The organism is Actinopolymorpha pittospori, from assembly GCF_014873875.1.
Taxonomy (GTDB): Bacteria; Actinomycetota; Actinomycetes; order Propionibacteriales; family Actinopolymorphaceae; genus Actinopolymorpha; species Actinopolymorpha pittospori.
In genome coordinates, this window is the sequence record NZ_JADBEM010000001.1 from 8583162 (window position 1) to 8594479 (window position 11318).

An 11318-nucleotide genomic window follows, 5' to 3' on the forward strand; every position below is an offset into this window, starting at 1 on the left:
TGTCGAGGCCAGACCAGTGCGGGGCTTACCGGCTCGGGCCGGCGGAGCGGTGCATGGTTCGGAGCGAGATCTCACGGACGAAGGCTTCGTCCACGGTGTGGCCGCCCCCGACGGCCTTCCACGCAACGTCGACGAACCCGTGATCCGCGCTGATCGGCGGGGTGACGATGTCCCGTGCGTAGTACTTCTCCGACGCCGAGACGTCCGACGGCAGAATGAAGCCGGGCAGGCTGGACAGCGCGACGTTGGCCGCCCTTCCCACTCCGAACTCGTGCATCCCGCCGCACCAGACCGGTACGTCGTGCTGGCGGGCGAGGTCGTGCGCGGCGACGGCGGTGGTGAGGCCGCCCATCCGCGACACCTTGATGTTGAGGATCGCGATCGCCTGCAGGGCGAGGGCGGTCCGCAGGTCGTCGAGGTCGACGATGGACTCGTCGAGGCAGATCGGCGTCTGGACGGTGCGACGCAGCCGGGCGTGCGCCAGCAGGTTGTGCGGCGCGAACGGCTGCTCGATCATCGTGAGGTTCGCGTCGTCGAGCCCGCGTAGCGCGGCCAGGTGGTCCGGGTCCTCGGTGTAGGCGCCGTTGGCGTCGACGTGGAGATCGAGGTCGGGAAACTCGCGCCGGACCGCGCGGACCGGTTCGACGTCCCAGCCGGGTGCGATCTTGAGTTTCACCCGTGGATAGCCGGCCTCGACCTGTTTGGCCACCTGCTCGACCAGCGTGGCCGGAGTCGGCTCGATCCCGAGGCTGACCCCCGCGACCACGCGGTCCCGGGTGCCGCCGAGCGCCTGGGCCAGCGGGACCCCCGTCTCGGTGGCCCACAGGTCCCAGCAGGCCATGTCGACGCCCGCCTTGGCGAACTCGTTGCCGCGCACCCTCCGCCACGACTCCGCCGCGTCCCGCGGGTGCGACCACTGCGCGCCGAGGAGCATCGGCAGGAGGTGCTCGCCCGCGACGTTCCAGCAGCTCTCGACCGTCTCGGGGCCGTAGAACGGCCCGGACGGCGAAGCGATCTCGCCCCAGCCGACCGCTCCGGTCGTGCTGGTGAGCCGGACGAGGATGTGGTCGAGGTAGGACTTGCGGTGCGAGCTGGTCTCGAACTCGTGCACCAGTGGGAGCCGAGCCAGGAAGAGCTCCGCGGCGGCGATCTGCATGCGTCAGGCTCCTTCGTAGATCTCGAGTTCGTGGGTGACGGCCTCCCGGCGGGTGAGGCGACGCCGCGCACCCTTGGCGCTCGCGGCCGTGAGCGTCGCGAGGATGTGGGTCACGGCCGCGACCGCGGTCGGTGAGTCGACGTACGACGCGCTCCGCGTACCGATCACGACCGCCACGTCAGCCAGCCGGGCGAGCGAGCTGTCCGGGTCGTCGGTGAGACCGACCACGGCGCCACCCGCCGCGGCGAACTCCCGGGCGACCGTCACGGTGTGGCGGGTGTAGCGGCGGAACGAGAACGCCACCAGGACGTCTCCGGGGCGTACGTCGCAGAGGATGTCGACCGGCCGGGCCGCGACACCGTCCACGAGCGTGACGTTGGCGAGGCTCGCGGACAGGTCGATGGCGAGCAGCGCGGCATAGGCCGAGGACTTCGCGCCACCGATCACGAACCTCCGGCGGGCCGCGACGATCCGGGCGGCGGCCGCCTCCAGGGTCCCGTCGGTGCGGATCCGCCGGGCCGTCTCGGCGAGGTTGGCCGTCTCGTGGTCGAGGAGCTGGTCGAGCAGGATCGAGGACGACGAACGCCGGCGCAACCGGGCGCCGTATCGCTGGTCGGGACTGCTCGGGCCGCGTTCGTCCGCGCCGAGCCGGGTCCGCTCCTCCGTCGTCATCGGACCTGCCCGTCAGCCGGGGCGGACGCCCTGGCGAGGGTCGGCTGCTCGGCGGGAGTCGGCTCGACGGGAGTCGGCTGCTCAGCAGGGGTCGGCCGACCGGCGGGGGTCAGCTGGTAGACGGCGGTGTCGGGACTGATCCGACGGCAGGACGTGAGCACCATCCCGTCGGCCAGGGCGGACTCGATCTCCGCGGCGACCCGGTCGCGGACGGCCGACGCACGCGCGGAGTCGGTGCGGCTCAGGTCGGTCCAGGCCGCCGGGATGGGCAGCAGTCGGGTCTGTCCGACCGGGCGTGCTTCGCCCCATTCGGTCCCGCCGACCAGGTGGGCGACGTCCTCGGTCGCGAAGGGACGCTCGGCGACCGGCTCCGCCCCGTCCGCGTCGGAGATCCCCTCCGAGATCCCGCCCGTCCGCCACTCCACGACGACCCGGTCGCTGCGGCCTCCGGCGTCGGTGAGGTCGTAGTAGTCGCGGACGAACCACCGGCCGACCGCGCCGAGCACGTCGAGGTTGAAGTGGGCGTTGCGGGCGAGCATCGGGTCGTACGCCCACCGCATGGTGGCGATGCCGTCGCGCAGGGCGTCGGTGGCCTGGGCGCGCTTGAGGATCCGCCCCACGCCCTGGCCCTGGACGCCGGCGTCGACGACCGCCGCCTGGGAGTAGTGGTAGGTCGCGCCGGCCTCGGTGCCCACGAAGCCGTAGGTGAAGCCGACCATCCGGCCGGCCGGGTCGAAGGCGCCGAGGGCCGACCCGCCGTTGCGCTGCAGGGCGGTGAGCAGCTTCGGAGTCATCGCCGGATCGTCGGCCGCGAGGCCGAACACCTGGCGGTAGAGCCGGACCGCCTCCTCGCGCTCGCGCAGGGACCGCAGGGGGCGGGCGATGATCGCCGCCGCCTCACGGGCGGCGGATGCTGCGGCCGGCATGGGCTCCTCGATGGCAAAGATACGAAACGTATGAACGCGTGATTTTTAGCAGCACCGAGGAAGCGAGGTCAATTGATTGGACGTAAATTCCATGTTCCCCCAGGCGACTCGGTGGTTTCGCGCAGGGACCGAAGCGCGGAATCCGAGCTTCCAATTCACTGATACTGGTCATATCCTGCACTCCATGCATACGCCCGACCGCTTTCTGGAGCGCGCCCGTCAGCTGGAGCCGACGATGCGGGAGCGGCTCGCGTCGTACGTCGCGCACGAGACCCCGACCGGCGACGCCCTCGCGCTGAACCGTCTCGCCGCGGTCCTCGGCGCCCACTACACCGAACTCGGCGCCGAGGTCACCCTGGTGCCCTCGGCCGCCGGTGACCATCTGCTCGCGACCTGGGGTGGCGAGGGCTCGCACGTCCTGGTGCTCGGCCACCACGACACCGTCTGGCCGATCGGGCAGCTCGCCACCGAGATGCCCTACGACGACGACGGGGCGATCATCAAGGGCCCAGGCGTCTTCGACATGAAGGGCGGGCTGGTCGCGTTCGAGACCGCGATGCGGATCCTGCGCGACTGCGACGCGTCCCTCGGCCAGCCGGTGCGCCTGGTGGTCACCGCCGACGAGGAGATCGGCACCCCCACCGGACGAGCGCTGGTCGAAGGCCAACTGGAGGGTGCGGTCGCCGCCTTCGGGCTGGAGCCACCCCACCCCCACGGCGGGCTGAAGACGGGCCGACACGGGAGTACGCGAGTGCGGCTGGAGGTCAGAGGAGTCGAGGCGCACGCCGCCCTGGATCCCGGCCGCGGCGTCTCGGCGATCGACGAACTCGTCGACCAGATCGTCCGGATCCGGGAGGTCGTCGCCGCGGAGGAGCACGTGCTCTCCAACGTGGGGACGATCCAGGGCGGCAGCCGGACCAACGTGACGGCGGGTCGGGCGAGCGCCGACCTCGGCTTCCGGTTCGGCGACGCCGACGTCGAGAAGCGTGTCCTGGCCCACCTCGCCCAACTCGAGCCGATCCGCGACCGCGCACAGGTGAACGCGGAGATCCTCACCAACCGGCCGGCCTGGGCCGGCTCACCCTCCGACGCCCTGCTCGACCAGGTCGTCGCCGCGGGCGAGCGGATCGGTCAGCAGGTCACCGGCAAGCACGCCCTCGGGGCCGCCGACACCAACTTCGCCGGATCGGCGGGCATACCTGCCCTGGACGGGTTCGGACCGCGGGGCCGCGGGGCGCACGCACTCCACGAGGAGATCATCGCCGAGTCGCTGGTCGAACGGGCGGCGCTGCTGGCGACCTTGCTGGCCGGCGGGATCGAGCCGACGCCCGCGACCTGACCGGGATGGCCCCGCTCACCTGTCGGCGAGGTGGGCGGCGGCCGTACGGGCCAGCGTCATCGCGGTTCGGGCCCAGCCGGGGTCGGCGCCCGCGAGGCCACAGCTTGGTGTGACGACGGCACCGTTGGCCGCCTCGTCCGCGGCGAACCCCATCCGGCGCCAGAAGGACTGGACGGTACGGGTGACCTCCGCGTCGTTCGACCCGGGCGGACCGGCGGGGCGGGGGCCCCGGCCGTTGGCCGCGGCGCGGGTCGGGGGCTCCTCGGGACGGACCGCGGGTACGGCGCCGACGAGGAGCGCCACGCCGTCCTCGACCGCGGTGGCGAGTGGTTCCAGGTCGGCCTCACCCAGCATCGCGAGATCGAAGGACAGCCCTCGCGCCCCGGCCCGCCGGAGCAGCTCGAACGGCACACCGGCCGCGCACGAGTGCACGACGGGCAGCGCCTGCTCGGCGGAGATCCGCTCGATCATGCCGCGGAGCAGTTCCGTCCCCTCCGACTCCTCGATGGGCCGGTAGCGGGAGAAGCCCGACGCGGTGGGTACGGAGCCGCGCAGGACCGCGGGCAGCGAGGGCTCGTCCAGCTGTACGACGACCTCCGCTCCCGGCACCCGTCGGCGGACGCCGGCGATGTGCGCGGCCAGCCCCTCGGTCAGTGACTGAGAGACGTCCCGGCGCGCACCGTAGTCTCCGACCACCCGTCCACCGCGCGGGCGCTCGAGCGAGGCGGCGAGCGTCCACGGACCCGTGACCTGCAGCTTCAGCGGACCGGCGTATCCCTGCGTCAGCTCTTCCAACGCGTCGAGGTCCTGCGCCAGCACCGACCGCGCACGACGCTGGTCGAGGCCCTCCCCCGCGGTGAGCCGCCAGCCCGAGGGCTGCAGGTCGACACCCAGCTCGACGAGGAGTGCGCACGCGCGCCCGACCATGTCGGACCCGGGACCGCGCATGGGCAGTTCGGGAAGGTGGGGGAAGTCGGGCAGCTCGCCCAGGACGACCCGCGTCGCCTCGATCGGATCGTCGTACGGCAGGGAGCCGACTCCCGTCGCCGCGCCACTCCGCCAGGGCACCTCGATTGGCTTCGGCACGGGGCAAGACTACGGGCCGGTACGACACCGGAACCGACGGCCGGGTGTGGACCCGTCAGCTCAGCCGCCCCGCGGGTCATCAGGTCGCCGGAACGCCGGTGTCAGACGGACCCGTCGGCCGGGACGACCAGGTGTTCGCCACGGTCGGTGGTCCCGTCGGTGGCCCCCTCGGTGGCCCCGCCCGCGGCCCGGTCGGTCGCCCTCTCGGTGGCACCGTCCGTGGCGCTGTGACGGGCACCGTGCCAGGACTCCCAGAGCGCGGCGTAGGCGCCGCCCCCGGCGACGAGCTCGTCGTGGCTGCCCAGCTCCGTGATCCGGCCGCCGTCCACCACCGCGATCCGGTCGGCGTCGTAGGCCGTGTGCAACCGGTGCGCGACGGCGATCACCGTGCGGCCGCGAAGTACGGCGGCCATGGAGCGCTCGGTGTGCCGCGCCGTGGTCGGGTCGAGCAACGCGGTGGCCTCGTCGAGGATCACCGTGTGCGGATCGGCGAGCACCACCCGGGCCAGGGCGAGTTGCTGCGCCTCCGCCGCACCCAGCTGGGTACCGCCCGACCCCAACCGGGTGTCCAGGCCGTCGGGAAGTGCGTGCACCCATGCGGCGTCGACCGTGGCGAGCGCGGCGAGCAGCGCCTCGTCCCCCGCCGTCGACGAGGCGATCGCGAGGTTGTCCCGCAGCGTGCCGAGGAAGACGTGGTGCTCCTGGGTGACCAGGACCACGCGGCGTCGAGCCTCCTCCGGCGTCAGGTCGGTGAGCGCCACCCCGCCGACGGTGACGCGGCCGGTCCGCGGCGCGTCGATGCCGGCGAGCAGCCGGCCGAGCGTGGACTTGCCCGCCCCGGACGGACCGACGATCGCCAGGCGTTCGCCGGGACGCACCGACAGGTCGACACCGTGCAGGACGTCGTGGCCCTCGGCGTAGGCGTACCGCACGTCGACGACCTCGATCCGGTCGTCGGTGGGTTCGCCGCCCGCCGGTGGCGCGGCCGGAACGACGTCGGCGATGCCTTCCAGGCGCGCGAACGACGCCCCGCCGGCCTGGATCTGTTCCAGCCACATCAGGATGCGGTCGAGTGGGTCGACCAGCTGCCACACGTACAGCGTCGCGGCGACGACGGCGCCCAGGCTCACCTGGCCGTGCAGATGCAGCAACCCGCCGACGAGCAGGAGGACGGCGACGGGGAGTGTGTGCGCGAGCTCGGTGACGGGGAACAGCACACTGCGCAGGAACAGCGTCCGGACGGCGGTGCGGTAGGTGGCGGCGACGTCCCGGTCCCCCGCCTCGACCCGCCGCCGCTGGACCCGCAGCGCCTCGACGGTCCGCGCACCGTCGGCGGTCGCCGCGAGGTTCTCCGACCGGTCGGAGTAGGCCTCGCCCTGGGCGAGGTAGGCCGGCCGGGCGCGGGCGAGGTACCACCGGGCGACCACCACGACGACCGGCAGGCCGACCAGTCCGCACAGCCCGAGCAGCGGGCTGAGCAGGAAGACCGCGGCCAGGATGAACGCCACCTGCAGGGTCGCCAGGAAGACGTCCGGTAAGGCGTCGCGCAGGGTGTAACCGACCGTCGACACGTCGCCTGAGCTGCGCGTCATGAGGTCGCCGGTGCCCGCCCGCTCCACCACCGAGGTGGGCAGCGCCAGGGCCCGGTCGACGAACCGCTCGCGAAGCCGGGCGAGGACCCGCTCGCCGAACCGGTGCCCGACATACCTCGCGAACCTGGTCAGCAGCAGTTGGGCCACGGCGAACGCCACGATCGCGAGGGCCAGCCGATCCACGGTGGACACCGTGGTGCCGCCCTCGACCTCGTTCACGATCTGACCGACCAGCCAGGGGCCGGCCAGGCCGGCGGCGACCGCCAGACCGTTCAGGGCCAGCACGCCGACCACGGCCCGCCCGTCCGCGCGGATCATCGCCCAGGCGGCGCCGCGGACGGCACGCGGGCTCGCGACCGGCAGCCGCCACGGGTCTCGCGTTCGCGAGGGACTCATGCGGTGCTCGCCGAGGTCGAGACGGTCTCCTGCGCCAGGGGCGGCGGACCGTCGTCCGCGCCGCGATACACCAGCGCCTGGTAGCCGGGTTGGGTGGTGAGGAGTTCGGCATGCGTGCCCGTCGCCGCGACCCGGCCGTCGACGAGGTAGGCCACCTGCTCGACCCGGTCCAGCACCAACGGCGAGGTGGTGACCACCACGGTCGTCCGGCCCCGGCGGGCCGCGTGCGTGCGGGCCGCGACGAGGGCTTCGGTGTGCGCGTCCACCGCGGAGGTCGGCTCGACCAGCAGCAGGACCTCGGGGTCGGCGAGCAGCGCCCGCGCGAGCCGCAGCCGCTGGCGCTGACCGCCGGAGAGGTTGCGCCCCTGCGCCTCGATCTGGGAGTCCAGGCCGTCCGGTAGGCCCGCGACGACGTCCTCCGCGGCCGCCGTGTGCACCGCCGCCGTCACCGCCGCGCCATCCCGTTCGTCGTGGGTCGCGACGGCGTCGCGCAACGACCCGGCGAACAGGTGCGCGTCGTTGTCGCCGACGAGGATCCGCCGGCGTACCTCCGCGAGCGCCACGGCCGACAGCGGCACACCGCCCCACTCGACGTCGGAGTCGACGTAGCGACCCAGCCGGTCCACGACCGCCACCGCGTCGGGAGGTCGCGCGGTGACGATCGCCGACATCACTCCCGGCGGCACGTCGAGCCCGGACGAGGGATCGCGCAGCATCGCGTCGTCGCTCGGACCGGCCTTGCCCTGGTCGGTGTTGTCGACGGCGGGCCGCAGGGCCAGCAGCCGCACCACCCGCCGGGCGGCGACCAGGCCGCGGCCGACGTCGCCGGCAGCCTCGATGAAGAACCCGACCGGCCCCACGAGCACGGCGACGTAGCCGTAGACCGCGACGAGATCGCCGATGGTGATCTCGCCGGACGCCGCCATCCGCGCCGCGAGCCAGGTGAGCACCGCGACGAAGACGGCGGGAAGTCCGACCGCCAGGGCCTGGATCCAGCTTGTCACCGCACCGACCCGGTAGCCCTCGTCGCGCAGCGCGGCCGACGCGTGGTGGTACCGCTGCGCGAACAGCGGCTTGCCGCCGATGCCACACAGCACCCGCAGGCCCGAGACGATGTCACCGACCCGCGCGGTCAGGGCGCCCTGGTGCTCGCGGTAGACGGTCTCGGCGCCCTGCAGGCGGTTCAGCAACGGACCCAGCAGGATCGCGAGGCACGGCACCCCGAGCACCACCACCGCCCCGAGCAGCGGGGACACCTCGAGCAGGAGCACGGTCACCACGGCGTAGGCGACGACTGCTCCGACACCGGGACCGGTGACGGTCAGGGCCTGGGAGATCCGCTGGATGTCGGCACTCCCGATGCTGACCACCTCCCCGGTCGACATCACCCGCGGAAGCACCGCGCCGAGCCGCACCGCGTGCCGGGTGGCTACCTGCACCGTCCGACAGGACGCGTCCGTGCGGACGAACGTCATCGTCCGGTGCCGGAGCAGACCGAGGACGGCGTTCAGCACCCCGACTGCGACGACGGCGACCGACCACCCGACGAGGGCACGCGCGTTGTCCGAACGGAGTCCGTCGTCGACGGCGCGGGAGATGAGGTACGGCGGGACCGTGAGGCTGACCATCCAGGAAGTGCCCCACAGCGCACCGAGCAGCACTCGCCCGCGCTGCCGCCACACGAGCCACCACAGGTAGCGGGCCGGTCCACGCGCGTCGGGAACCCCGGGATCGTCGTACGGCGCGTGCGCGGGCATGGTGCGTAGGGTAACGACACCGCCCGCAGGGGCATCCGGGCGTTCAGATCGTCGCGGCCGCGACCGTGTGCGAGATCGTCGCCGAGCCGATCACCCTGGTGTCGTCGTACAACACGACCGCCTGGCCCGGCGCGACACCCATCGCCGGCTCGACCAGATCGACCCGGACCACGTCACCCTCGATCTCCGCCCGCGCCGCCAGCGTCTCGCCGTGGGCGCGGATCTGGACCCGGCAGCTGACCTGGCCGGCGGGTGGCGCGCCGCACCAGCGCGGCGCGGTGCCCTCGATCCGGCCCACCGCGAGCCGGTCGCGCGGCCCGACCGTGACGGTCCGGCTGACCGGCTCGATCGACAGCACGTAGCGCGGCTTGCCGTCGTCGGCGGGACGACCCAACCGGAGTCCTCGGCGCTGACCGACCGTGAACGCATAGGCGGCGTCGTGCTCGGCGAGCACCGCGCCGCTCTCGTCGACGACGGTGCCCGGCTGCTCACCGAGTTCGCGGGCGAGGAACCCGGCCGTGTCGCCGTCGGCGACGAAGCAGATGTCGTGGCTGTCCGGCTTCTCGGCGACCGCGAGCCCACGCTCGGCGGCCTCCACCCGCACCTCGCTCTTGTGGGAGGCTCCGAGCGGGAAGAGCGCGTGGGCCAACTGCTCGGTGGTGAGGACACCGAGTACGTAGGACTGGTCCTTGTCGGGGTCGACCGCCCGGTGCAGTTCCCGTCCGGCCGGCCCGTCGACCAGCCGCGCGTAGTGGCCGGTGCAGACGGCGTCGAAACCGAGCGCGAGCGCCCGGTCGAGTACGGCGGCGAACTTGATCTTCTCGTTGCACCGCAGGCACGGGTTGGGGGTGCGGCCGGCGGCGTACTCGCTCACGAAGTCCTCGACGACGTCGGCGTGGAAGCGCTCGGCGAGGTCCCACACGTAGAAGGGAATCCCCAGGACGTCGGCGGCGCGGCGCGCGTCACGGGCGTCCTCCAGCGTGCAGCAGCCACGGGCGCCCGTGCGGTAGGACGACGGGTTGCGGGAGAGCGCGAGGTGGACGCCGGTGACGTCGTGGCCCGCCTGGACGGCTCGCGCCGCCGCCACGGCGGAGTCGACCCCGCCGGACATCGCTGCCAGCACCCGCATCAGAACCGCCCTCCGCTCGCGTTGACCAGCCCAGCGCTGCGCGCGCGCTCGACCACCGGGCCGATCGCCTCGCCCAACGCGTCGACGTCGGCCCGCGTGGACGTGTGACCCAGGCTGAACCGCAGCGACCCGCGGGCGCGCTCCTGGTCCCGGCCCATCGCGATCAGGACGTGGCTCGGCTCCGCCACCCCCGCCGAGCACGCCGAACCCGTCGAGCACTCGATGCCGCGTGCGTCGAGCAGCAGCAGGAGGGAGTCGCCCTCACAACCGGGGAAGGAGAAGTGCGCGTTGCCCGGCAGCCGCGCCGACACGTCGGGACCGGGGTCGCCGTTGAGCTCCGCGTCGGGCACCGCGGTGAGTACCTGCCGGACCAGTTCTCCGCGCAGTTCGACCAGACGGTGCGCGAGGTCGTCACGGGAGGCGACGGCGACGTCGAGGGCCGCGGCGAAGCCGGCGACCGCCGCCACGTCGAGGGTGCCGGAGCGGACGTCGCGCTCCTGTCCCCCGCCGTGCAGCAGCGGGACCAGATCGGTCTCCCGGCGTACGACGAGCGCGCCGACGCCGACCGGACCACCGACCTTGTGGCCACTCACAGTCAACGCGTCGACGCCCGCGAACGCGAAGTCGACGGGAAGCTGGCCGACCGCCTGGACGGCGTCGGAGTGCACCGGGATGCCATGGGGACGGGCGAGGGCCACGAGCTCCTCGACCGGCTGGGTGGTGCCGACCTCGTTGTTGACCCACATCAGCGTGACCAGGGCCACCGACTCCGGGTCGGACTCGATGCTCGCGCGGGCGGCCTCGACGTCGACCCGGCCGAGGGAGTCGACCGGGAGCCACTCGACCTCGGCTCCCGCGAAGGAACCGAGCCAGCTCACGGCGTCGAGCACGGCGTGATGCTCGACCGCGCTCGCCAGCACCCGGCGCCGACGCGGGTCGCCCGCGTGCCTTGACCAGAAGAGCCCCTTGACCGCGAGGTTGTCCGCCTCGGTGCCGCCGGCGGTGAAGACGATCTCGGAGGGGCGGGCGCCCAGTGCGCGTGCGATCGTCTCCCGGGACTCCTCGACGACCCGTCTGGCCGCGCGCCCGGAGGCGTGCAGGGACGACGCGTTGCCCAGCCGGGGCAGCTGAGCGCTCATCGCCGCGACGGCCTCCGAAACCATCGGAGTCGTCGCGGCGTGATCGAGATAGGTGTGCGTCGTTCTGGTCATCGCGTCTCCAGCGTAATGACCGCCGCCCACACCCGAATCCGCGAGGGCGCCTGC

General features: G+C 73.2%; 9 protein-coding genes. 1 reads left to right on the forward strand and 8 read right to left on the reverse strand.

Going from position 1 to position 11318, the window contains the following annotated elements:
* Positions 1 to 25 precede the first annotated feature (25 nt).
* The 3 genes from menC to HEB94_RS39820 are packed head-to-tail and all read right to left on the reverse strand — an operon-like array spanning position 26 to position 2754.
* Complete coding sequence (gene menC / locus HEB94_RS39810) at positions 26 to 1156, reverse strand: o-succinylbenzoate synthase (RefSeq protein ID WP_192754624.1); 1131 nt, start codon at positions 1154 to 1156, stop codon at positions 26 to 28.
* Positions 1157 to 1159: 3 nt separating this feature from the next.
* Positions 1160 to 1828 carry a MurR/RpiR family transcriptional regulator gene (locus HEB94_RS39815; protein ID WP_192754625.1) on the reverse strand — a complete coding sequence of 223 codons (669 nt, stop codon included), beginning with the start codon at positions 1826 to 1828 and terminating at the stop codon, positions 1160 to 1162.
* Positions 1825 to 2754 (reverse strand): hypothetical protein, encoded by a 930-nt coding sequence (locus HEB94_RS39820; protein WP_192754626.1) that lies wholly within the window; start codon positions 2752 to 2754, stop codon positions 1825 to 1827. The genes HEB94_RS39815 and HEB94_RS39820 overlap by 4 nt, the downstream gene beginning before the upstream one ends.
* A 184-nt stretch (positions 2755 to 2938) precedes the next feature.
* Between HEB94_RS39820 and HEB94_RS39825 the strand changes: the two genes are divergently transcribed.
* Positions 2939 to 4093 carry a M20/M25/M40 family metallo-hydrolase gene (locus tag HEB94_RS39825; RefSeq protein WP_192754627.1) on the forward strand — a complete coding sequence of 385 codons (1155 nt, stop codon included), beginning with the start codon at positions 2939 to 2941 and terminating at the stop codon, positions 4091 to 4093.
* A 15-nt stretch (positions 4094 to 4108) separates the two neighbouring features.
* Here the strand turns inward: HEB94_RS39825 and HEB94_RS39830 are convergent, their stop codons facing one another.
* The 5 genes from HEB94_RS39830 to HEB94_RS39850 form a co-directional block, all read right to left on the reverse strand.
* The gene (locus HEB94_RS39830; protein WP_192754628.1) at positions 4109 to 5179 is read right to left on the reverse strand and encodes a methionine synthase; all 1071 of its coding nucleotides are present in this window, start codon (positions 5177 to 5179) and stop codon (positions 4109 to 4111) included.
* A 101-nt stretch (positions 5180 to 5280) separates the two neighbouring features.
* Positions 5281 to 7167 (reverse strand): ABC transporter ATP-binding protein, encoded by a 1887-nt coding sequence (locus HEB94_RS39835; protein WP_192754629.1) that lies wholly within the window; start codon positions 7165 to 7167, stop codon positions 5281 to 5283.
* Complete coding sequence (locus HEB94_RS39840) at positions 7164 to 8924, reverse strand: ABC transporter transmembrane domain-containing protein (RefSeq protein WP_192754630.1); 1761 nt, start codon at positions 8922 to 8924, stop codon at positions 7164 to 7166. The genes HEB94_RS39835 and HEB94_RS39840 overlap by 4 nt, the downstream gene beginning before the upstream one ends.
* Positions 8925 to 8967: 43 nt before the next feature.
* On the reverse strand, positions 8968 to 10053 hold the full coding sequence (gene mnmA, locus HEB94_RS39845; RefSeq protein WP_192754631.1) for a tRNA 2-thiouridine(34) synthase MnmA: 1086 nt from the start codon (positions 10051 to 10053) through the stop codon (positions 8968 to 8970).
* Positions 10053 to 11264, reverse strand: a complete 1212-nt coding sequence (locus HEB94_RS39850; RefSeq protein ID WP_192754632.1) for a cysteine desulfurase family protein — start codon at positions 11262 to 11264, stop codon at positions 10053 to 10055. The genes mnmA and HEB94_RS39850 overlap by 1 nt, the downstream gene beginning before the upstream one ends.
* Between the last annotated feature and the right edge of the window lie 54 nt (positions 11265 to 11318).

Excerpts from the sequence above, each read along its gene's own strand:
- menC (WP_192754624.1), bottom strand. The coding sequence starts at position 1,156 with ATGCAGATCGCCGCCGCGGAGCTCTTCCTGGCTCGGCTCCCACTGGTG.
- HEB94_RS39815 (WP_192754625.1), bottom strand. The coding sequence starts at position 1,828 with ATGACGACGGAGGAGCGGACCCGGCTCGGCGCGGACGAACGCGGCCCG.
- HEB94_RS39820 (WP_192754626.1), bottom strand. The coding sequence starts at position 2,754 with ATGCCGGCCGCAGCATCCGCCGCCCGTGAGGCGGCGGCGATCATCGCC.
- HEB94_RS39825 (WP_192754627.1), top strand. The coding sequence starts at position 2,939 with ATGCATACGCCCGACCGCTTTCTGGAGCGCGCCCGTCAGCTGGAGCCG.
- HEB94_RS39835 (WP_192754629.1), bottom strand. The coding sequence starts at position 7,167 with ATGAGTCCCTCGCGAACGCGAGACCCGTGGCGGCTGCCGGTCGCGAGC.
- HEB94_RS39840 (WP_192754630.1), bottom strand. The coding sequence starts at position 8,924 with ATGCCCGCGCACGCGCCGTACGACGATCCCGGGGTTCCCGACGCGCGT.
- mnmA (WP_192754631.1), bottom strand. The coding sequence starts at position 10,053 with ATGCGGGTGCTGGCAGCGATGTCCGGCGGGGTCGACTCCGCCGTGGCG.
- HEB94_RS39850 (WP_192754632.1), bottom strand. The coding sequence starts at position 11,264 with ATGACCAGAACGACGCACACCTATCTCGATCACGCCGCGACGACTCCG.